Annotated in this window: 18 protein-coding genes and 1 pseudogene; 15 read left to right on the forward strand and 4 right to left on the reverse strand. The window is 67.9% G+C overall.

Annotation, left to right across the window (positions count from 1 at the left end; genetic code table 11):
• The first annotated feature begins 1 nt into the window (after position 1).
• Both CAL13_RS11895 and CAL13_RS11900 read left to right on the forward strand, forming a co-directional pair.
• Positions 2–1,276 carry an efflux RND transporter periplasmic adaptor subunit gene (locus CAL13_RS11895; protein WP_086072513.1) on the forward strand — a complete coding sequence of 425 codons (1,275 nt, stop codon included), beginning with the start codon at positions 2–4 and terminating at the stop codon, positions 1,274–1,276.
• Positions 1,273–2,814 (forward strand): efflux transporter outer membrane subunit, encoded by a 1,542-nt coding sequence (locus CAL13_RS11900; protein WP_086072514.1) that lies wholly within the window; start codon positions 1,273–1,275, stop codon positions 2,812–2,814. Before CAL13_RS11895 ends, CAL13_RS11900 begins: the two co-directional genes overlap by 4 nt.
• Positions 2,815–2,836: 22 nt before the next feature.
• On the opposite strand, the gene CAL13_RS11905 is transcribed toward CAL13_RS11900, so the two are convergent.
• Positions 2,837–3,892, reverse strand: coding sequence for an isocitrate/isopropylmalate dehydrogenase family protein (locus tag CAL13_RS11905; protein WP_086057580.1), 1,056 nt, complete (start codon positions 3,890–3,892; stop codon positions 2,837–2,839).
• 27 nt (positions 3,893–3,919) lie between these two features.
• Positions 3,920–4,858 carry a tripartite tricarboxylate transporter substrate binding protein gene (locus CAL13_RS11910; RefSeq protein ID WP_198297971.1) on the reverse strand — a complete coding sequence of 313 codons (939 nt, stop codon included), beginning with the start codon at positions 4,856–4,858 and terminating at the stop codon, positions 3,920–3,922.
• Between the two features lie 237 nt (positions 4,859–5,095).
• Between CAL13_RS11910 and CAL13_RS11915 the strand changes: the two genes are divergently transcribed.
• Positions 5,096–6,568, forward strand: coding sequence for an NAD-dependent succinate-semialdehyde dehydrogenase (locus CAL13_RS11915; protein WP_269768166.1), 1,473 nt, complete (start codon positions 5,096–5,098; stop codon positions 6,566–6,568).
• A 43-nt stretch (positions 6,569–6,611) separates the two neighbouring features.
• Positions 6,612–7,379, forward strand: coding sequence for a hypothetical protein (locus tag CAL13_RS11920; RefSeq protein WP_086072515.1), 768 nt, complete (start codon positions 6,612–6,614; stop codon positions 7,377–7,379).
• Between the two features lie 114 nt (positions 7,380–7,493).
• Here the strand turns inward: CAL13_RS11920 and CAL13_RS11925 are convergent, their stop codons facing one another.
• Positions 7,494–8,186 (reverse strand): TetR/AcrR family transcriptional regulator, encoded by a 693-nt coding sequence (locus CAL13_RS11925; protein ID WP_086072516.1) that lies wholly within the window; start codon positions 8,184–8,186, stop codon positions 7,494–7,496.
• Positions 8,187–8,434: 248 nt separating this feature from the next.
• On the opposite strand from CAL13_RS11925, the gene CAL13_RS11930 reads away from it, so the two are divergent.
• The 11 genes and pseudogenes from CAL13_RS11930 to CAL13_RS11975 all read left to right on the forward strand — a co-directional run bounded on the left by CAL13_RS11930 (position 8,435) and on the right by CAL13_RS11975 (position 20,196).
• Complete coding sequence (locus CAL13_RS11930; RefSeq protein ID WP_086072517.1) at positions 8,435–9,223, forward strand: alpha/beta fold hydrolase; 789 nt, start codon at positions 8,435–8,437, stop codon at positions 9,221–9,223.
• A gap of 65 nt (positions 9,224–9,288) precedes the next feature.
• Positions 9,289–10,569 (forward strand): metal-dependent hydrolase family protein, encoded by a 1,281-nt coding sequence (locus CAL13_RS11935; RefSeq protein WP_086057585.1) that lies wholly within the window; start codon positions 9,289–9,291, stop codon positions 10,567–10,569.
• A gap of 50 nt (positions 10,570–10,619) precedes the next feature.
• On the forward strand, positions 10,620–11,564 hold the full coding sequence (locus tag CAL13_RS11940; protein WP_086057586.1) for a branched-chain amino acid ABC transporter permease: 945 nt from the start codon (positions 10,620–10,622) through the stop codon (positions 11,562–11,564).
• Between the two features lie 44 nt (positions 11,565–11,608).
• On the forward strand, positions 11,609–12,787 hold the full coding sequence (locus tag CAL13_RS11945) for a branched-chain amino acid ABC transporter permease (RefSeq protein ID WP_198297842.1): 1,179 nt from the start codon (positions 11,609–11,611) through the stop codon (positions 12,785–12,787).
• A complete protein-coding gene (locus CAL13_RS11950) occupies positions 12,784–14,073 on the forward strand; it encodes an ABC transporter substrate-binding protein (RefSeq protein WP_086057588.1) in 1,290 nt (429 codons plus the stop codon). The genes CAL13_RS11945 and CAL13_RS11950 overlap by 4 nt, the downstream gene beginning before the upstream one ends.
• Entirely contained in the window at positions 14,070–14,855 is a 786-nt protein-coding gene (locus CAL13_RS11955; RefSeq protein ID WP_086072518.1) for an ABC transporter ATP-binding protein, read from the forward strand. Before CAL13_RS11950 ends, CAL13_RS11955 begins: the two co-directional genes overlap by 4 nt.
• Positions 14,845–15,348, forward strand: a pseudogene (locus CAL13_RS21650) (ABC transporter ATP-binding protein); the annotation flags it as partial. The gene CAL13_RS11955 and the pseudogene CAL13_RS21650, both read left to right, overlap by 11 nt.
• Before the next feature lie 585 nt (positions 15,349–15,933).
• Positions 15,934–17,202 carry a Tm-1-like ATP-binding domain-containing protein gene (locus tag CAL13_RS21655; protein ID WP_420042448.1) on the forward strand — a complete coding sequence of 423 codons (1,269 nt, stop codon included), beginning with the start codon at positions 15,934–15,936 and terminating at the stop codon, positions 17,200–17,202.
• Positions 17,183–18,013 (forward strand): phosphoenolpyruvate hydrolase family protein, encoded by an 831-nt coding sequence (locus tag CAL13_RS11965; RefSeq protein ID WP_086072520.1) that lies wholly within the window; start codon positions 17,183–17,185, stop codon positions 18,011–18,013. The genes CAL13_RS21655 and CAL13_RS11965 overlap by 20 nt, the downstream gene beginning before the upstream one ends.
• A 10-nt stretch (positions 18,014–18,023) precedes the next feature.
• Entirely contained in the window at positions 18,024–19,712 is a 1,689-nt protein-coding gene (locus tag CAL13_RS11970; protein ID WP_086057591.1) for a flotillin family protein, read from the forward strand.
• A 40-nt stretch (positions 19,713–19,752) separates the two neighbouring features.
• Positions 19,753–20,196 (forward strand): SRPBCC family protein, encoded by a 444-nt coding sequence (locus tag CAL13_RS11975; protein ID WP_086072521.1) that lies wholly within the window; start codon positions 19,753–19,755, stop codon positions 20,194–20,196.
• On the opposite strand, the gene CAL13_RS11980 is transcribed toward CAL13_RS11975, so the two are convergent.
• Complete coding sequence (locus tag CAL13_RS11980; protein ID WP_086072522.1) at positions 20,193–21,128, reverse strand: LysR family transcriptional regulator; 936 nt, start codon at positions 21,126–21,128, stop codon at positions 20,193–20,195. The genes CAL13_RS11975 and CAL13_RS11980 overlap by 4 nt on opposite strands.
• Positions 21,129–21,212 lie beyond the last annotated feature (84 nt).

Below are 21,212 nucleotides of genomic sequence, written 5' to 3' on the forward strand. Positions count from 1 at the left end.
CATGTCGGAGCAGCGACACAACCAACTGGGGATACACCCGCTGAATCCGGCCGATGCGGCCGGCGGCGACCTGCCCAAACGCGAGCGCATCGTGCGGCGCACGCGGCTGCTGGTGCTGGCCGTGATGATCCTGCTGGCGCTGGGCGCGGCGCGCACCGTCGTCAGCCGCATCCAGAACGCCAGCGAACTGCAGGCCGGCACCCGCGAACGTGCGCTTCAATACGTGCAGACCACTCTGCCCTCCGAGCCGCAGAAGGGCCAGACGCTCGCCCTGCCCGGCACCCTGCAAGGCTATGTCCAGGCGCCGCTGTCGGCCCGCGCCAGCGGTTATCTGAAGCGCTGGACCAAGGACATCGGCAGCCGCGTGCAGCAAGGCGAACTGCTGGCGGAAATCGAAACCCCGGAGATCGACCAGCAACTGTCGCAGGCCATCGCGTCGCGCGAACAGGCCAAGGCCGCGCTGGCCCTGGCCAACAGCACGCTGGCGCGCTGGGAAGCCCTGCGCCGCAAGGACGTGGTCTCGCAGCAGGACCTGGACGAGAAGCGCGGCAATGCGGCCCAGGCGGCCGCCAATCTCGCGGCGGCCCAGGCCAACGAACAGCGTCTGCGCCAGCTTGAAAGCTTCAAGCGCATCGTCGCGCCGTTCCCGGGCATCATCACGCGCCGCAACGTGGACGTGGGGGACCTGATCGACGCGGGCAGCGGGCGCCCTCTGTTCCTGCTGTCGCAGACGGATCCCCTGCGCGTCTACATCAACGTGCCGCAGCGCTACGCGCAGCAGGTCAAGGTGGGCGAGCACGTGACCATCCGCCAGGCCGAACTCGGCGGAGAAGGCTTTCCGGGCACGATCGCGCGCACCGCCGGGTCCATCGACCTGGCCACCCGCACCATGCAGGTCGAGGTCAGCCTGCGCAATCCGGAAGGCCGCCTGCTGCCCGGCGCCTACGTGCAGGTGGCGCTGGACCTGCCGGCCGGGGATACGCTGGCCGTTCCCACCAACGCCCTGCTGTTCCGCCGCGAAGGCGCCATGGTGGCCGTGGTCGTCTCGGACGGCCGCGTCGCGCTGCGCCGGGTAACCCTGGGCCGAAACTACGGCCAATCCATCGAGGTGATCGACGGCGTGGGACCCGCCGACCGGCTGGTGCTCAATCCGGCCGATTCACTTGCCACGGGCGACATTGTGCAGGTTGCGCGGGGCGGACCGGCCGCGACCACGCCCGCCCTGACACCCATGATGGGTACGACGGCGGGCGAGGCCGGCGGAAGCGCCCAATGAAGAAAGCACCACGCTTCGCGACACTATCGCTGGCCGCGCTGCTCGCGGCCTGCTCGGTGGGGCCCGAATACCAGCGGCCCGCGGTGAACCTTCCGGTGACCTGGAAGCTGGAATCGCCCTGGCGCCCGGCCACGCCGGGCGACGCCGCCGACAAGGGCGAGTGGTGGCGGCGCTACGGCGACCCGACGCTGGATCGCCTGCAGCAACAGGTGCTTGCCGCCAACCCCTCGCTGGCCGTGGCGGCGGCGCGCCTGGCGCAGGCGCGCGCCGCGGCCGATGCCAGCAGCGCCGGCCTGTTCCCCGCCATCAGCGCCGGCGCGCGCGCGTCGCGCTTCAAGATTTCCGGCAACCGGCCCCTGACCAATTACGCATCGCCGCAATACTCGACGGTGCAGAACGACTTTTCCTTCTCGCTGAACGCAAGCTATGAGGCAGACCTGTTCGGACGCGTGCACAACGCCGTACAGGCATCGCGCGCATCGGCCCAACAGGCCGAAGCCGACCTGGCCAATGCGCGCCTGGTGCTGACGGCCGAACTGGCCGCCAACTATGTGAACCTGCGCGCGCTGGACACCGAGATCGACGTGGTCAACCAGTCCATCGCGCTGCAGCGCCGGGCCCTGGAGCTGATTACCGCGCGCTATGAAGGCGGCGCGGCGTCCGGCCTGGAAGTGGCCCAGCAGCAGGCGTTGCTGGACAACACCTTGACCCAGGTGGAAATCCTGGCCCGGCAGCGCGCCCAGTTCGAACACGCGATCGCGTCGCTGACAGGAACCCCCGCCCCGGATTTCTCGCTGCCGCCGCAGCCCTTGACGGCGGCCATGGCGCCGCCCGCCATTCCGTTGGGCATCCCGTCGGACCTGCTGGAGCGCCGGCCCGACATCGCCGCCGCCGAGCGCGCCATGGCCGCGGCCAATGCCCAGATCGGCGTGGCCACCGCGGCCTTCTATCCCAGCATCATCCTGAATCCGAGCATCGGCGCCGACAGCAGGGAGATCGGCACCCTGCTGGATGCGCCGAGCCTGCTGTGGTCGGTCGGCGTTTCCGCCGTGCAAACGCTGTTCGACGCCGGACGCACCCGCGCGAACGTGGATTTCGCGCGCGCCGGCTATGAAGCGACGGTGGCGAATTACCGGCGGGTCGTGCTTGGCGCGATGCAGGAGGTGCAGGATGGCATCAGCGGCCTGGCCGCGCTGGACCGCGCCACGGCCCAATCCCGGACCGCGGTGGCGGACGCCCGCCGCGTGCTCGATATGGCGGCCGACCGCTACAGCGGCGGGGCGACGACGTATCTGGACGTGATCACCGCCCAGCAGGCGGTGCTGAATACGGAACGGCAGGCCGCCCAGCTCACCGGCCAGCGGCTGCTGGTGTCGGTATTTCTGGTCAAGGCGCTGGGCGGCGACTGGCATGGCGCCGCCGCCACGGCCGCGGCCGGCGCGTCGAACGCCGGCGATGCCGCCCTGCCCGGCACCGCCCAAACCGGTGCCGGCGTCGCGCCCAGCGCGGCGAACGAGGCCGCCACGGTGACGCGCTAGACCCGGTTGACGCGGCCTGCGGTCAGACGATCCGCCTGACCAGAGCCGCGCCGGCTTCGCGCGTGCCAAGCGTGCCGCCCACATCCTGCGTGCATTCGCGCGCGGCAACCGCGTCCGCCAGCGCTTTGTCGATGGCGGACGCCGCGTCGACGAAGGCCTGCTTGCCCTGGCGCTGGCCGTACCAGTTCAACAACATGGCGGCGGACAGCACCTGCGAGGCGGGATTGGCAATGTTCCGGCCGGCGATGTCCGGCGCCGAGCCATGCGCGGCCTGCCCCATGGCGTGATCGCGGCCGGCGTTCAGCGAGCCGGCCAATCCCAGGCTGCCCGAGATCTCTGCGGTCAGATCGGAAAGGATGTCGCCGAACATATTGGTGGTGACGACCACGTCGTAGCGGTCGGGCGCGCGCACCACGTGCGCCATCATCGCATCGACGATCACGTCGTCCACGCGCACCTCCGGAAACGCTTGCGCCACTTTGCGGCATTCCTCGATGAACATGCCATCGCCCAGCTTCAGCACGTTGGCCTTGTGCACGATGGTCACATGCTTCTTGCGCGTCATGGCCAGCTCAAAGGCCGAACGCGCGATGCGCTCGCAGCACAGGCGCGTGATCCGGCGCAGGGACACCACCACATCGGGGGTGATCAGCATTTCGCTGCCGCCCGATTCCACGTTGCGGTCGGCATAGAAACCTTCGGTGTTCTCGCGCACCACCACCAGGTCGAACTCGCCCAGGCGCGCCGGAATCCCGGGATAGGTGCGCGCCGGCCGGATATTGGCGTACAGGTCGAGCTTCTTGCGGAAGAACATGGAGGGGTTGATCTCGCCCTTCGCTTCGTCCTTGAAGTCGTAGGTCGACATCGGACCCAGCATCAAGCCATCGGCCGCGCGCACCTTCTCCAGCAGCGCGGGCGTTACCGTCGCGCCATGACGCTTCAGGCTTTCATGGCCGGCGACATCGTGGTCCAGCTGCAAACCCAGGCCGAAGCGGCGATCGACCGCCTGCAGCACGTCCACGGCCACCGCCATGGTTTCCGGTCCGATCCCGTCACCGGGCAGCACTACGATTTTCATGTCTGTTCCTTCTAGCGTTAACAGGCCCTAGTCCAGCTTCATGCCGGACTGCTTCACCACGTCCCGCCACATGGCAAGCTCGTTATGCAGGACCTGCGCGAAATCCGCGGGCGCGCCCCTGAACGGCTGCGCGCCCTCTTCGGTCAGGCGGCGGCTGACCAGCCCTGCCGCCGCGGCATCGTTGACCGCCGCGTTCAGTTTGCCGACGACTTCGAGCGGCGTGCCGGCGGGCGCCAGCACGCCCCACCAGGTGCTGATGTCGAAGTCCGGAATGCCGGCTTCCGCCATGGTCGGCGTATCGGGAAACAACGGCGATCGCGCCTTGCTCGTCACCGCCAGCAATTGCACGCGGCCATCCTTCACCTGCGGCAGGATGGTGGGCACGGTGGCGAAGAACACCTGCACGCGATTGGCCAGCAGGTCCATCGTGGCCGGACCGCTGCCCTTGTACGGCACGTGCGTCATCTGCACGCTGGCGCGCTGCTTGAACAATTCGCCCGACAAGTGATTGATGCTGCCATTGCCCGCAGAACAGAAGTTGATCGTCCCCGGCTTCTTCTGCGCCAGCGCGCGCAGCTCGGCCACGCTTTGGACACCCAGTTCCCGGGAGGCCACCACGAGCAGCGGCCCGCGTCCGATCAAGGCGATCGGCTGGAAGGACTTCTCCACGTCGTAGTTGGCCGTGCCTTCGGACGCCGCGTTGGTCACGAACGTCGATGTGGCGAACAGCAGCGTATAGCCGTCCGGCGCCGCATGCGCGACGGCGCTCGCGCCGATGGCCCCGCCGCCGCCCCCGCGGTTCTCGACGACGACGGCCTGGCCGAGCTTTTCGCCGAGCGTGCGCGCCATATCGCGCGCGATGCTGTCGGTGCCGCCGCCGGCCGCGAAAGGCACGATGAGGCGGATCGGGCGGTCCGGATAGCCTTGAGCGCCTGCGATCGCCGGCGCGAGGACGGCCGCGGCGATCAGCCAACGGCGCAGAGAATGGAACTGCGGTATGCGCACGACGTGCGTCTCCTCTGTATCTGAGCGCGCAAGGCGCCCGTTTTGACGTTATGCATATCTTTGCATACAAAAAATATCGTCGCAAGGGCGCGGTAGAGGCTTACGATAGGACGGATTCCCATGGCCCTGCGCACGATTTGTCACCCGCGGCGGCGTCCGCGCTGTGCCTCGACGCCGCCGCACATCCAGGAGCAAGCAGTGACGACATCCCTGACCCAACGGCTGGAACGCCCCGATCTGTTGCGCGATGCCTGCTATATCGACGGCAAATGGCATGGCGCCGGCGATGGCCCGACCATACCCGTGAACAACCCGTCCACTGGCGAAATCATCGTTGCAGTGCCGAAGCTGGGACGCGCCGAAACCGAGCATGCGATCGCGCGTGCGGCGGTTGCCCTGCCGGCATGGTCGGGTCGTCCCGCAAAGGAGCGCGCCATCGTCCTGCAACGCTGGGCGCAGCTGATGATGCGCCATCAAGGCGACCTGGCCGCCATCATGACGGCGGAACAGGGCAAGCCCGTAACCGAAGCGGCGGGCGAGATCGGCTACGCCGCATCCTTTTTGGAATGGTTCGCGGAAGAAGCCAAACGCATGGACGGCGAGGTGCTGCAAAGCCCCAAGGCCGGCCAGCGCATGATGGTGCTCAAGCAGGCCGTGGGCGTCTGCGCCGCCATTACGCCATGGAATTTCCCGGCGGCCATGATCACCCGCAAGCTGGGCCCGGCGCTGGCCGCCGGCTGCACCATGATCGTCAAACCGGCGCAGCAGACGCCGCTGACCGCGTTGGCGCTGGCCGTACTCGCCGAAGAAGCGGGCGTGCCGGCTGGCGTCATACACGTCATCACCGGCAGCTCCAGCGACATCGGCGCCGCGCTGTGCGAAAGCGAAACGGTGCGCAAGCTCAGCTTCACGGGTTCCACCGAAGTGGGCCGCAAGCTCATGGCGCAGTGCGCGCCGACCATCAAGAAGCTTTCGCTGGAACTGGGCGGCAACGCGCCTTTCATCGTGTTCGACGACGCCGACCTGGACAAGGCCGTCGACGGCATCATCGCGTCCAAGTTCCGCAATGCCGGCCAGACCTGCGTCTGCGCCAACCGCATTTACGTGCAGGCCGGCATCTACGACACGGTCGCCGCGCGCCTGGCCGAGAAGGTCGGCGCAATGAAGGTCGGCGACGGTTTCGAGCCGGGCGTCGCGCAAGGCCCGCTGATCGACGAGCACGCGGTGAAGAAGGTGCGCGAGCACATCGAAGATGCGACAGGCGCCGGCGCCAAGGTGGTCGTGGGCGGCAAGCCGCACGCGCTGGGCGGAACGTTCTTCGAGCCCACCGTGGTGCGCGACGTGACGCAATCCATGTTGTTCGCGCGCGAAGAGACGTTCGGGCCTGTGGCGCCGCTGTTCAGGTTCGAGACCGAAGAAGAAGCGCTGAGACTCGCCAACGACACAATCTTCGGTCTGGCGGCCTATTTCTATACGCGCGACAACGCGCGCGTGTGGCGCGTTTCCGAAGGGCTGGAATACGGCATCGTGGGCATCAACACCGGCCTGATCTCCAATGAAGTCGGCCCCTTCGGCGGCGTCAAGCAGTCCGGCCTGGGACGCGAAGGCTCCCGGCATGGATTGGACGAGTACGTCGAGCTGAAGTATCTGTGCATCGACATCTCGGACTGACGCACCGGCCGCCGGTCAGCGGACAGGAACTCCCCCGTCACCCTTGAAACCCACGCTCGCCGCGACGTTCGCGGCAAGCTTCAAGGAGAATCAATTGACGGTACATTCCTTATCCATTGCGCCGGCCAGCCACTACCCCGGCGGGGTGATGCACGGCGGCGCGCCCGCCCGTGCAGGCTCCGCCGCCGCGGACCCGCGCTGCGAGTGGGCCGCCTGGCAAGGACGCCAGCCGGTGCAACGCAATGGGTCCGGGGAATCCTGGCATGCCAAATGGTGGAACGACTTCCACCATTTGAGAAAAGCCATCGATCTGAGCTGGCAGATCGCCCGCGGCGATACGCACCCTCAACGCAAGGCCGAGGCCCTGTGCCGCATGGTCGCGTCCATGAAGCGGTTGTCCGGACATCTGGACGAATGGAACCGCCGGTATCCCGGTGACCGCACGCCCTACCTGGCAAGCCTGCAGGGCTGTACCAAAGACGCCACGGCGTCCGCTACGGAAGACGCGAGCCGATCGCCACGGGAGCACGAGTGGTGGCGGACCCTGCAGTCCATGCGCCAGGACATGCACACGGTGTGGGGGAACGTGATGGACGCCGCCGGCGACTGCGTCGCGGATGCGCTGGCGGCCATGAAGGAATGCGGCAAGCCCATGGATGCCGCTCCGCTCGGACCCGAGGATCTGGACAGGACCTTGCGCGCGCTCGACATGCTGGTCCGGCAATCCGACAGACTGGCCGGTCATATGGCCGCGTGGCGCGCCATGAACCCGGGGGATTGCGCGCCTTTCCTGCCTGGCGTCCGGGCCTGACGCCAAGCGGGCTGCGCGAACGCGTCCGTCGTGAAAACGCCATGCCGGCGATGCGGCATGAGCGCCGCGCATGGCCCCAGTCGCTTTTATCGCCTTGACTGGCGCTGGCCTCGGTTATCCGCCGCTGCCATTGACCCGCCGCGACGCGCCGCGACGCCCGCCGGACTTCGCCATCACCTTGGCATCCTTCAATGTGGCGTCGATCAGGGCATCGACCATCCAGAAAACGATGGACTCGACTTCCTTGTTCTTGGCGCCCCAAATGTCCTTCAGGATGATGTGCGGCTCGATCCCATAGATGATCGACAAGGCCTTTTGCAGCCGGTCGATCGACTTGCGCGGCACCTGTTCGCTGAACGGCGCCACCGCGTGCGCCAGGATGCGGATGCGGTGCCCGCGCCGATAGGGCTCCTCTTCCAGAATGCCGGCGCGTTCCAGCGCCTGGTGCTCCAGCGCCAACTGCGCCGCCGCGCGCATATGCGGCTCGAAATCCTTGAAGCGGATGAAGGTCGACTCGAACAGCTCCGTGATGCGGGCCCGCCCGTCGCTCTGCGAGGATGACCAGGATCGGACGGGCCCCAGCGCCGTATCCACCATGGCCGTGATCAGCCGGCTGCGTGTCGGGAAATAGCGATAGGCGGTGGCGCGCGACACCTGCGCGCGCTTGGCGACCTCCGCCACCGTCGGCGTATGCCCCTCTTCGATCAGGCTGCTGGCCGCCTCCATCAGCAGTTTCCACGTGCGCGCGCGCGGACCGTTGGCCGGCGCCACGGGCACGGCGGTAATGGCATTAGGGGAATATCCCATGTTTCTACGTCCGATTTTTTGTTGACAGCCAGATACCCGTCTTCTAGGATGGTCCCACAAAACGAGACACGTATCTTAAATCGGATCGCGCGTCTCACCGGGTCTTCATTTCGCAACCCAATAAAAATATCCTCGCCGAGGAGACAAACCGTGACGATTGCCAGCGTGCAGTCGGCGCGCCGCCCCGCGCCCGATGCGTCAGCCGCGTTCGCCTGTCGGAATGCGCACGCATCCCGGAGGCAGCCCGCATGACGACCCAACTCATCGGCCGCATCGCGGTGGAAATCGATGGCGAAGGCGACGCCGCCATCTGCATACATGGATTGGGCGGTTCATCCAACAACTGGACGCCCGTCATGAGCGCACTGACGCGCTTCAAGACGATACGCATCGATATGCCGGGCAGCGCCCGGTCCGCGTCCGCGGGCGGCGCGTTGAGCATCCAGAGCCTGGCGCAGTCGGTACGCGAAGTCTGTACCCGGCTCGGCGTGGAGCGAGCCCATTTCCTCGGCCATTCGCTGGGAACCATTGTCTGCTTCCAATTGGCGGTCGAATCGCCTTCGCTGGTGCGCAGCCTGGCCCTGTTCGGCCCCCTGCTTTGCCCGCCCGATGCCGGCCGCGCCGGTATCCGCGCGCGGGGCCAGCGGGCTCGCCAGGACGGCGCGGCCGGCATGCAGGAAATCGCCGACGCCATCGTGCAGGGCGTGACATCGGCCGAGACGCGCCAGCACCGGCCCGCGGCGGTCGCGCTGGTGCGCGAAAGCGTCATGCGGCAGGACCCGGACGGCTACGCCCGCAGCTGCGACGCGCTGGCCGACGCGCAGGCCGCGCCCGTCGATCGCATTGCCTGCCCCACCCTGCTCGTGACCGGCGACGAAGACCCCGTGGCGCCCCCCCAGTCGGTACGCGGCATCGGCGACCGCATTGCCGGCAGCCGCGTCGCGGTCCTACCGCGCTGCGGCCATTGGACGACATTCGAAAAGCCGGACGAATGCCTGCGTGAATTGAAGGACTTCTACGCCGCCCACGCACGCTAGGGCCGGCCGCCAGGACCGGTCCGCCTCGCGCGCGGACGCTCACACCCATACGCCAGGAGACTGCCATGGCCGAGGTGCTGTTCACCAATGTGCGTGTATTCGATGGATCGGGCGCCCTGCCCTACCTGGGCGAGGTGCTGGTGCAGGGCAATCGCATTGCCCGCGTATCGCGGTCCACGCGCTCGCTGCCGGTGGGCGGCGTCACCGTGGTCGACGGCGCAGGCGCCTTTCTGATGCCCGGGATGACCGAGGCGCATACGCATTTCTCCTGGAACGACCAGCCTTCGCTGGACGCCATCCAGCGCATGCCGGTGGAAGAACACGTCGTCTGGTGCATCAACGTGGCGCGCCGCTATCTGGACATGGGCTGGACATCCTGTGTCGGCGCGGCGACCGCCAAGCCGCGGCTGGACGTGGTCACGCGCAATGCCATCCGCGATGGCCAGGTGCCGGGCCCCCGGTATCTGGCGGCCAGCCAGGAAATCACCACCACGGGCGGCCTGGGCGACTCCACGCCGCCCCACTTGCCCTACCCGGAACTGAGCTTCGGCGCCATCGTTTCCGGCCCCGAAGAGATGCGCAAGATGGTGCGCCAGTTCGTCAAGTACGGCGTAGACCAGCTGAAGATCAATCTTTCGGGCGAGTACATCGCCGGCCTGCCGGCCGAGATGACGCAGTTCTCCGAAGAGGAAGTGGCCATGTGCGTATCCGAGGCCAAGCGCTTCGGCAAGCGCGTGGCCGCGCATGCACGCTCCTGCGAATCCATCAAGCAGTGCATCCGGCACGGCATCGAAATCATCTACCACGCCAGCTTCACGGATGAAGAAGCGCTGGACATGCTGGAGTCGAAAAAGGACAAGGTGTTCGTCGCGCCCGGGCTGGCGTGGCTGGTGAACACCTCTTATCACGCCAGCGAATGGGGCATCACGCCCGAGATCGCGGCCCGCATGGGCTACCACCGCGAACTCGAAGTGGCCATCGAGTCGTTGAAGAAGATGCACCGGCGCGGCATCCGCGTGCTGCCGGGCGGCGACTACGGTTTCGCCTGGACGCCGCACGGCACCAACGCCACCGACCTGGAGTACTTCGTCAAATATCTCGGCATGACGCCGCAGGAGGCGCTGCTGTCGGCGACGACGCTGGGCGGGCAGATCATGATGCAAGGCGAGGAACTGGGCCAGATCCGTGACGGCTATCTCGCCGACCTGCTGCTTATCGACGGCGATCCGCTGGCCGACATCCGCATCCTGCAGGACAAGAAACGCATTCTGGCGGTCATGAAGGACGGCGAATTCCATCGCGCCCCGCAGATCGTCAGCGCCCGCAACACCCGCTGGGCCGCCTAGGCCCCTGGATTCCCGGGGCCAACGGCCCACCATCGGTAAGGAGGCGCGGCGTGAAACGCTACGCGCAGTGGATCGTCGGTATCGCGCTGCTGGCCGTGCTCACGGGCCTGGCGGCCGCCGCCATCGCGGACAACCCCCGCCTGTTCGGCCTTTCGCTGCTGAACGGGCTGACCCTGGCCGCGCTGTACTTTCTGGTGGCCAGCGGCTTTACGCTGGTGTTCGGGCTGATGCGCAACGTCAATCTGGCGCACGGATCGCTATTCCTGCTGGGCGGCTATGTCGGCTACACGGTGGGCGATGCGACCGGTTCGTGGTTCCTGGCGCTCGCCGCCGGCTTCGCCGCGACAGCGCTGGCCGGCCTGCTGCTGCAGTTGCTGGTGTTCCAGTACATGGAAGGCCAGGATCTGCGCCAGACGCTGGTGACGCTGGGCCTGTCCATCGTTCTCGCCGATCTGTTCCTGTGGATCTGGGGCGGCGAAGCGTACCAGTTCGACCCGCCCGGCTGGCTGATGGGCTCGGTGCGGCTGCCCTGGGTCGGCAAGTATGCCGGCTTCCGCCTGGTCGTGCTGCTCGCCGCCGTCGTCATCGGGCTGGCGCTGTGGCTGTTCCTGAACCGAACCCGTGTCGGAATGATGATACGGGCAGGCGTGGACAACAAGCGCATGCTTTCGGCCAGCGGCGTGAACGTGCAAAAGGTGTTCGCCATTACCTTCGCGGTCGGGGCGGGGCTGGCCGGTTTCGCCGGCGTGATGGGCGGCACCGCGCTATCGATCGCGCCAGGCGAGGATGTGCGGTATCTGCTCGCCTCGCTCATCGTCGTGATCGTCGGCGGCATGGGCAGCATCACCGGCGCGGCGGTCGGCGCGCTGCTGATCGGCCTGGCGGAAACCTTCGGACTGGCCTACGCCCCGACTTATGGCGTGGTCTTCACATTCCTGATCATGGTCGCCGTGCTTGCCTTCCGCCCGCAGGGGCTGATGGGCAGGAACGCGTAGGCCGCTCGCGGGGAGGCGCAATGAGTGCGGCAAGGTGGCGGCGCATGATGTCCCAGACAACCTACCCGGGCGCGGGCATGCCGCCCGGCATGGCCCCGGTGGCGGCGGGAGCCGGTGCGGGCAACCGTGGCGCGGCCGGCGCGCCGGCCGCGGGGGACAGCGCCGCTGCATCCAAGGCCACACCCGCGGCGGGACGCACGCGTCCCGCCGAGCCCCTGATCGCGCACGCCATCGTCGCGGCGGCGCTGCTCGTCTATCCCACGGTGGCGACACCCTTCTTCACTTTCCAGGTCGCCGCCCAGGCGCTGGTGCTCGGCCTGATCGCCCTGTCGCTTGCCGTGCTCGCCGGCTACGGCGGCATGGTGACCCTGTCGCAGATGACCGTGGCGGGAATAGCGGGCTATGCGCTGGCGCTGCTTGGCGTGAACGCCGACCCTGCACACAGCCAGGGTTGGCCCTGGTGGCTGGCCGTGCCGGCCGCCGTCGCGATCGGCACCGCGGCCGCCACGCTGATCGGCATGCTCGCCGTGCGCACCGAAGGCATCTACACCATCATGATCACCCTGGCGATCGGCGTCGCCTTCTTCTACCTGGCGCAGCAGAACTACACCGTGTTCAACGGCTTCCAGGGCCTGGCGCGCATCCTGCCGCCCGAGCTGCATGGGATGGACCTGCGTTCGCCCGTGCCGTTCTACTACCTGAGTCTGGCCTGTGCCGCACTGGGCTATGCCGCGGTGGCGTACGTCGCGCGCGCGCCGTTCGGCATCGCATTGCAGGGCATACGCGACAACGCCCGCCGCATGCGCGCCCTGGGGTTCAACGTGACCGCGCACCGCATCGCCGCGCATGCGCTGGCCGGGCTGATCGCCAGCGTCGGCGGCGTATTGCTGGCCTGGTACAACTCGCAGATCTCCCCCGGTTCGGTCAACACGACCGCGATGATCAACATCCTGATCATCGCCGTGCTCGGCGGCATGCGGCATCCCGCGGGGGCCTTTCTTGGCGCGCTGCTCTTCGTCCTCCTGCAGAACTTCGCCATCGACCTGGTCGACCGCGAACGGTTCAACCTGGTGATAGGCGGCGTCTTCCTCCTGGTTCTGATGGTTTCGCCGGACGGCCTGCTGGGCGTCTGGCGCCGCCGGCGCGGGCCGGCTCGCCCCGCCAAGGCGGCAAATCCAGCGCCATCCATGGCAATCACGACGAGAACAAGGAGACATCCATGATCCATGCATTATCCGTGGCCGCCCAGCGCGGCCCCATCGCGGGCGCCGCACTGGCGCTCGGCATCCTGGCGCTGGCGGCCGCGCCGGGCGGCGCCGCACGCGCGCAGCAGGCACAGGACACGATCCGGATCGGCGCCCTGGCGACGCTGGAAGGGCCCTTCGCCGTCCCGGGACAGGACGGCATGCGCGGCGTAGACCTGGCCGTGGCGCAGCATCGCGGCATGGTGGCGGGCAAGAAGATCGAGATCATCCGGGCGTCGTCCAATGGCAATCCGGATACGGCGGTAAACGCGGCGCGCAAGCTCGTGGAGCAGGACCGCGTCCAGATACTGATCGGTCCCTTGTCCGGCTCCGAAGGCATCGCGGTGAAGAACTACGCCAAGACGCATCCGGAGGTCACCTTCGTCAACGGCTCCTCGGCCGCGCAGGGCACCACGCTGCAGGATCCGGCGCCCAACTTCTTCCGGTTCTCGACGGACGGCGCGCAATGGCAGGCCGGCCTCGGCAGCTACGCGTACAAGGACAAGGGCTACAAGCGGGTGGTCTCCGTGGCGGAGGACTACTCCTTCCCCTACTCCCTGCTGCAGGGCTTCATGATCGAGTTCTGCAAGGCGGGCGGCAAGGTGGTGGACAAGCATTGGGTGCCGCTGGGCACGCGCGATTATTCGTCCGTTATCGCCCGCATTCCCGATGACATCGACGCCATCTACGTGGCGCTGGGCGGCTCCGACGCCGTCAACTTCTTCTCGCAGTATGAACAGGCCGGCGGCGACAAGCCGCTGATCGCGGGCTCCATCACCATCGACCAGTCGGTGCTCGGCTACAAGGGCAAACGGCGCGACGCGTTGATCGGCACGCCGTCAGCCGGGCCGATCGCGGACAACTACGACGACCCGGCCTGGAAGAAGTTCGTGGCCGACTATCGCGAATCCTTCAAGGATGGACTGCCCAGCCCCAGTCTGTTCGCGCACGCCTATTACGTGAACACCAAGGCGGTGCTGGATGCGCTTGAACAGGAGAAGGGCGACCTGTCCAACAACCAGGCCAAGCTGCGGCAAACCCTGTCGACGATGACGGTGTCCACGCCCACCGGCAATGTGAAGCTGGACGAGAACCGCAACGCGGTTGCCAACATCTTCCTGACCGAGGTCGCCAAGAACAGCGACGGCAGCCTGTACAACAAGTTCGTGAAGATCGTTCCCGACGTCAACCAGCGCCTGGGCCTGTCCAAGGCCGAATTCGACAAGATGGGACTGGGCTCGCGCACCAACCCGGAGTGCAAGTGAACGAACCGCATGCCGCCACCGGCTTTTCTTCGGGCAACGCCCTGGAGTTGCACGGCATCAGCCGATCGTTCGGCGCGCTGAAGGCCATCGACGATGTGTCGTTCAACGTCGAGGCCGGGCGGCGGCATGCGGTGCTCGGCTCGAACGGCGCCGGCAAGACCACGCTGTTCAACATGATCACCGGCGATTTTCCGGTGACGTCGGGGCGCGTGGTCCTGTTCGGCGAGGACGTCACGGCGCTGCCGCCGTGGGAGCGCGTCCGCCGCGGGCTGCGACGCACCTACCAGTCCTCGCTGCTGTTTCGCGAGCTGAGCGTGCGGGACAACCTTTATCTGGCCGTGCGGGGCGTGGCGCGCGGCCGCTTCAGCCTGCTGCGGACCGACGCCGCCTCGGCAACGGACCGTGCGGCCGCCGCCCTGCTCGAACACGTGCGCCTGGCGCACCTGGCCGATACGCCGGTGGCCCAGCTGTCGCACGGCCAGCAAAGACAACTGGAAGTCGGCATGGCGCTGGCAGGCTCGCCGCGCCTGATCCTGTTCGATGAGCCGGCGGCGGGCCTGTCGCCGTCGGAACGGCGCGAACTGGTGGCGCTGCTGCAAGCGCTGCCCGGCCATATCGGCTACGTCATCATCGAGCACGACCTGGAGATCGCGCTGTCGGTCGCATCGCAGGTGACCGTCATGCACAACGGCCGCGTGCTGCGGCACGGCACGCCCGGGGAAATCGAAGCGGACCCCGAAGTGCAGGCCATCTACATGGGAGAGCGGCAGCATGGCCATTGAACGCAAGACGCCGGACGGCACGGCGCAGGCGCCGGTGCTGTCAGTCGATGCGCTGAATGTGTTCTACGGCAGCGCCCACGTTCTGCATGGCGTATCGCTGACGCTGCCGCGCGGCGTCCTGGCGGTGGTCGGCCGCAACGGCATGGGCAAGACCACGCTGTGCAATGCCATCGCCGGGCTGATCCCCGCGCGCGGCAGCGTGCGCCTGCGAGGGCGCGAAATCCTCGGCATGCCGGCGCACGCCATCACGGAACTGGGGATCGGCTACGTGCCCCAGGGCCGCCACGTATGGCCGTCGCTCACCGTGGACGAGCATTTCCGCCTGGCGGCGCGCAGCGCGCGGCGCGGCGAATGGACGGTGGACCGCGTGTACGCGGCGTTTCCCCGCCTGGCCGAACGGCGGCACAACGGCGGCGCCCAGCTGTCCGGCGGCGAACAACAGATGCTTGCCATCGGCCGCGCGCTGCTGTTCAACCCGGATCTGCTGGTGATGGACGAGCCCACCGAAGGCCTGGCGCCCGTCATCGTGGACCAGGTGGCCGCAATGCTGAAAACGCTGGCGCGCGAAGGCGGCATCGCGGTGCTGCTGATCGAACAGAATCTGGGCGTGGCCATCGACGTGGCCGACACCGTGGCCGTCCTGGTAAACGGGCAAGTCGCGCGCGTCATGCCGGCGGCGCAGCTGGCGGCGGACCGCGAACTGCAGCAACGCCTGCTGGGCGTGAAGTCGGGCGCATCCGGCGATGCGCCGGACGCCGGCGCGCGATCCATGGCGGACATCGCGGCACAGCGGACGGACGACGGAACCGCCGCGCCGGTCCAGGGGCTGGTCGAAGTCCTGACCGTGCGGCGCGAACACGCCGACACCATGGCGGCGTCCCTGCCCGGCTATGCCGACGGCGTGAACCGCTGGCAACTGGATCGCCCCGCCATTACCGGCCGCGGCGCCGCGGCATCTGGCCCGCCAGGTTCCACCGCGGCATCCGCGCCGGCCCTGGCTGCGGCGGACGCATCGGCTGGCGCAACGGGTCCGGACGATTCCCGGCCGCCGGCGCGCTTCGCGCCGCTTGCCCCGCCGGTGGCCGCCGTCGCCGATCGGGCGGCCTACGTCGTCGGCACTTTCGACACCAAGGCGCGCGAACTGTTTCTGCTGCGCGACTGCCTGCAGCGCCTGGGCCTGCGCACGGTAACGGTGGACGTATCGACGTCCGGCCAGCCATCGCCGGCGGGCGTGCATCCTCGCGAAGTGGCGCGCCACCATCCCGATGGCGAGCGGGGCGTGTTCACGGGCGACCGCGGCACCGCGGTGACCGCCATGGCGGTTGCGCTGGCGCGCTTCCTGCCTGCGCGACGCGACCTGTGCGGCGTTGTCGCGGCCGGCGGTTCGGGCGGCACCGCGCTCGCCAGCGCCGGCATGCGCGCGCTTCCCATCGGCATTCCGAAGATCCTGGTGTCCACCGTGGCGTCGGGCGACGTGCGCCGCTACGTCGGCCCCAACGACATCTGCATGATGTACTCCGTCACCGATGTAGCGGGCATCAACCGCATCAGCAGCCAGGTGCTGGGCAACGCCGCCCACGCGCTGGCTGGCATGATCCTGCACCGCCAGCCGCCGCCCGAGACGGCCCGCCCGGCCATCGGACTGACGATGTTCGGCGTGACCACGCCCTGTGTGCAGGCCGTCACCGGCATGCTGGGCGCCGAGTATGACTGCATGGTCTTTCACGCCACGGGCATCGGCGGCAACTCGATGGAAAAACTGGTGGAGTCCGGCCTGCTCGAAGCGGTGATCGACGTGTCGACCACGGAGATCGCCGATGAAATCGTGGGCGGCGTGTTCTCGGCCGGCCCGGGACGGCTGGACGCCATCATCGACACCGGCGTGCCCTACGTGGGCTCGGGCGGCGCGCTGGACATGGTGAACTTCATGGCAATGGACACCGTGCCCGAACGCTTCAGGCAACGCCGGCTTTACCGCCACAACGACAACGTGACGCTGATGCGCACGACGCCCGAGGAAAACCGCCGCATCGGCGCCTTCCTGGCCGACAAGCTGAACCGCATGCAGGGCCCGGTGCGTTTTCTGTTGCCCGAAGGCGGCGTATCGGCCATCGACATGCCTGGCAAGCCGTTCTGGGATCCGGAAGCCGATCGCGCCTTGTACGCGGCGATCGAGCAAGGGTTCCGCCCCACCGCGTCGCGGCAGCTGCGCCGCCTGCCCTATCACATCAACGACCCGCGCTTCGCCGAGGCCCTGGTCCAAGCCTTCCGGGAAGTCCGGGGCGCGGACAGGCTCACGGCCGGCGCGTTCAACCGGGAGACAGCCCATGCCGCGCATCGCGCGTGATGCCCTGCTCGACCGCCTGCGTGCCCAGATCGGCCGCGGCGAACTCATCATCGGCGCCGGCGCCGGCACGGGGCTCTCGGCCCGTTGCGAGGAGGCCGGCGGCGTCGACCTGATCGTGATCTATAACTCCGGCCGCTACCGGATGGCCGGCCGCGGCTCGCTCGCCGGCCTGCTCGCCTACGGCAACGCCAACGAGGTCGTCCTGGAGATGGCGCACGAGGTGCTGCCCGTGGTGCGACGCACGCCGGTGCTGGCCGGCGTGAATGGCACGGATCCCTTCCTGATCGCCGACGCCTTCCTGCGGCGCCTGCAGGCGCTGGGCTTTTCCGGCGTGCAGAATTTCCCCACGGTCGGCCTGATCGACGGCGTCTTCCGGGCCAATCTGGAAGAAACCGGCATGAGTTACCAGTTGGAAGTGGAGATGATCGCGCGCGCCCACGCGTTGGACATGCTGACGACGCCGTATGTGTTCAGCGAAGAGAACGCGGCCGACATGACCCGCGCGGGCGCCGACGTCATTGTCTGCCATCTGGGCCTGACCACCGGCGGGGACATCGGCGCGGCCACCGCGCTGAGCCTCGCGGACTGCGTGCCGCGCATCCAGGCCTGGGCGGACGCCGCTCGGTCCGTGCGCGACGACGTCATCGTCCTGTGCCATGGCGGCCCGATCGCCACCCCGGACGACGTCGCCTGCATCCTCGCGCAGTGTCCGGGTTGCCACGGCTTTTTCGGCGCTTCCAGCATGGAGCGCCTGCCCGCGGAAACCGCCCTGACGGAAACGGCCAGGCGGTTCAAGCAAATTCAGCGATAAGAGGCTCATCATGTCCGCTTCACCCTTCGCCGCTTTCCTGTTGACGGTCCTGGCGGTCGCGATCGTCGCCGCCATCGTCGTCGGACTGCTGCATTGGCTTTATCTGCGCGCCTCCAAGGAGCGCGCCTTCGTGCGCACCGGGCTGGGCGGCCAGCGCGTGGTGCTGGACGGCGGCGCCCTGGTGCTGCCCATCGTTCACGACGTGATCCCCGTGAACATGAACACGCTGCGGCTGGAAGTCTCGCGCGGCCGCGACAAGGCGCTGATCACCAAGGACCGGCTGCGCGTGGATGTCATCGCCGAGTTCTACGTGCGTGTGCAGGCCAGCGCCCAGGCGGTGTCCGACGCCGCGCAGACCCTGGGCCAACGCACCATGGCGCCGGAGCAGTTGAAGGAATTGCTGGAAGGCAAGTTCGTGGACGCCCTGCGCACCGTGGCCGCCGAAATGACCATGGAGGAGCTGCACGAACGGCGCGGCGACTACGTACGGCGGGTGCGTGACTCGGTATCCGAGAACCTGATCAAGAACGGTCTCGAACTGGAGGCGGCGTCGCTGACGCAGCTGGATCAGACGTCCATGGAGTTCTTCAATCCCAGCAATGCCTTCGACGCGGAAGGCCTGACGCGGCTGACCGAACAGATCGAGCGCCGCAAGAAGCAGCGCAACGACATCGAACAGGACACGCTGATCGCCATCCGCAACAAGAATCTGGAAGCGGAGAAATTGTCCCTGGAGATCGACCGCGATGCGGAAAGCGCCCGGCTGGCGCAGGAACGCGAGCTGGAAATCGCGCGCGCCGAGCAGCGCGCTACCCTGGCGCGCGAGCGGGCGGAACGCGAGAAAGACGGCCAGCGCGCGCAGATCGCCGCGCAACAGGTCGTGGAGGAAGCGCGTCTGCGGGCGGAACAAAGCATCGAAGCCAACCGCATCCAGAAGGACCGGGAGGTGCAGGCGGCGGAAATCGAGCGCCGCAAGGCCATCGAATTGGCCGAGCAGCAGCGCGCCATCGCCGTGGCGATGCAGTCCAAGGCGCAGTCCGAGGCGCAGGCGGCGGCCGATGCCGCCCGTGCGCAGGCCGTCGCGGCGGAAGAAAGAATCTTCACCGCCCGCGAAATCGAAATGGCAGAACGGCGCAAACGCATCGAACTGGTGGCGGCCGCGCAAGCCGCGGAGCGCGACGCCCTGGCCGCGCGGGTCGCGGCCGAGGCCGAACGCTCGGTCAGCGAGGACCGTGGCTATGCCCTGCGCGCGCGCGCCGAGGCCGAAGCGGACGCCGAACGCATCCGCCTGGCCGCCGCGCGCATCCGCCACGAAGTGGAAGCCGAAGGCCTGCGCATGATGAACGAGTCGTCGAACATCCTTACGCCTGACGCGCGCGCCTCGGCCCTGCGCATGAAACTGCTGGAGAAGGTCGAAGGCATCATCCGCGAATCGGTCAAACCCATGGAGAAGATCGACAGCATCCGCATCATGCACGTAGACGGCCTGGCGGGCGGTCACGGCGGCGGCCATGACGCGGGCGGCAACCTGTCGGACTCCGTGGTGAATTCCGCCCTGCGCTTCCGGGCGCAGGCGCCCATCGTCGACCAGCTGCTCAGGGAGATCGGCCTGGACAGCGCCGATATCAACCGCATGGGCGGCGCCGGAAGCCTGGCCGCTCCCGCCGCGGAGAAGAAGACGCACGAAACGACGCGCTAGGCACGCCGCCACCGGCGCCAACCGCCCCACCGGAGACACCATGGCAACGGTTTTCGTTTCCAGCATCATCGACGCCCCGGCGGCCGAAGTCTGGGCCGTGGTGCGCGATTTCAACGCGATGCCGCAGTGGCACCCGCTGATCGCCGACTCACTGATCGAGAACGGGCTCACGTCCGATCGCATCGGCTGCGTGCGGGACTTCCACACCCGCGACGGCGGCCGCCTACGCGAACAGCTGCTGGCCCTGTCCGACTATGACTACGCCTTCACCTACGCCATCCTGGAAAGCCCCATGGGCGTTTCCGACTACGTCGCCACCTTGACGTTGACGCCGGTGACCGATGGCGACCGCTGCTTCGGCCAGTGGACCGCCGAGTTCGGCTGCGCGCCGGACCGGGAAGCCGAACTCAAACGCTTCATCGGCCAGGAAGTCTTCCTGGCCGGATTCCAGGCCCTGCAGGCGCGCATGGGCCGGCGGCGCTAGGGCGTGTTCACGCTGGAAGCAGTCCCGCCCTCGCGCCCCGACACCGAGGCGGCGACACAGTCGCGCAGCCAGCGGTGGGCCGGGTCGCGATGCACCCTTTCGTGCCACAGCATCGACATTTCAAAACCGGGCACCTCCACGGGCGCTTCTACCACCCGCAGGCCGGGCATGCGCCGCGCCAGGCGCTCCGGCAGCATGGCGACCAGATCGGTGCCGGTGACCGCCTGGACGACGAACAGGAAATGCGGCACCGACAACACCACCCGCCGCTCCATGCCCATCGCGGACAGGACCTGATCGGTCGTTCCAAGAAAGCCTCCGCCTTCCGGCGATACGACGACATGGCCAAGCTCGCAGAACTGCGGCAGGGTCGGCCGCCGCCTGAGCCGGGGGTGTCCCGCTCTTCCGACCAGCACGTAGCGTTCGTTGAACAGCGCCCGGCGCCGCAGCGATGACGGCGCGCCTTCGGTCGTATGAAACGCCAGGTCGATTTCGCCCTGCTCCGCCTGCCGTGCAATGCGGGACGGCACGGCATCGATGATGGACAGCCTCGTTCCCGGCGCCGCTTCACGCAAGCGCTGCAAGGTCGGCAGGACGATGGTGGATTCGGCGTAATCGGAAGCCGCGATGCGCCAGATGCGCGTGGCACGGGTCGGGTCGAAGGGACGTCCCGGCGATACCGCACGGTCCAGGGCATCCAAGGCTTGCCGCAGCGGTTCGCGCAGGGCCTCGGCTTTCGCGGTGGGACGCATGCCGCGCGGGCCCGGCAACAGCAGCGGGTCGCCGAAGATCTTCCTGAGCCGGGCCAGATGAACGCTGACCGACGGCTGCGACAGGCTCAGCCGGTGGGCGGCGCGCGTGACGCTGTGCTCGGACAGCAGCACGTCAAGGGTAACGAGCAGATTCAGGTCGAGCGTCCGGAGATTAATCATGGCTATACCTGGAAATTGCAAGAATTTATTGTCAATATAGCGCCGGCGGTCCTAATCTGGCTCCATCGCGTCAACCGACAAGGT

The organism is Bordetella genomosp. 9 (assembly GCF_002119725.1).
Classification (GTDB): domain Bacteria; phylum Pseudomonadota; class Gammaproteobacteria; order Burkholderiales; family Burkholderiaceae_B; genus Bordetella_C.

What these genes read in the sequence shown, in the direction of transcription:
- CAL13_RS11930 (WP_086072517.1), top strand. Translation starts at nt 8,435, where the DNA reads ATGACGACCCAACTCATCGGCCGCATCGCGGTGGAAATCGATGGCGAA.
- CAL13_RS11975 (WP_086072521.1), top strand. Translation starts at nt 19,753, where the DNA reads ATGGCAACGGTTTTCGTTTCCAGCATCATCGACGCCCCGGCGGCCGAA.
- CAL13_RS11895 (WP_086072513.1), top strand. Translation starts at nt 2, where the DNA reads ATGTCGGAGCAGCGACACAACCAACTGGGGATACACCCGCTGAATCCG.
- CAL13_RS11935 (WP_086057585.1), top strand. Translation starts at nt 9,289, where the DNA reads ATGGCCGAGGTGCTGTTCACCAATGTGCGTGTATTCGATGGATCGGGC.
- CAL13_RS11905 (WP_086057580.1), bottom strand. Translation starts at nt 3,892, where the DNA reads ATGAAAATCGTAGTGCTGCCCGGTGACGGGATCGGACCGGAAACCATG.
- CAL13_RS11970 (WP_086057591.1), top strand. Translation starts at nt 18,024, where the DNA reads ATGTCCGCTTCACCCTTCGCCGCTTTCCTGTTGACGGTCCTGGCGGTC.
- CAL13_RS11925 (WP_086072516.1), bottom strand. Translation starts at nt 8,186, where the DNA reads ATGGGATATTCCCCTAATGCCATTACCGCCGTGCCCGTGGCGCCGGCC.
- CAL13_RS11900 (WP_086072514.1), top strand. Translation starts at nt 1,273, where the DNA reads ATGAAGAAAGCACCACGCTTCGCGACACTATCGCTGGCCGCGCTGCTC.
- CAL13_RS11950 (WP_086057588.1), top strand. Translation starts at nt 12,784, where the DNA reads ATGATCCATGCATTATCCGTGGCCGCCCAGCGCGGCCCCATCGCGGGC.
- CAL13_RS11965 (WP_086072520.1), top strand. Translation starts at nt 17,183, where the DNA reads ATGCCGCGCATCGCGCGTGATGCCCTGCTCGACCGCCTGCGTGCCCAG.
- CAL13_RS11945 (WP_198297842.1), top strand. Translation starts at nt 11,609, where the DNA reads ATGATGTCCCAGACAACCTACCCGGGCGCGGGCATGCCGCCCGGCATG.
- CAL13_RS11980 (WP_086072522.1), bottom strand. Translation starts at nt 21,128, where the DNA reads ATGATTAATCTCCGGACGCTCGACCTGAATCTGCTCGTTACCCTTGAC.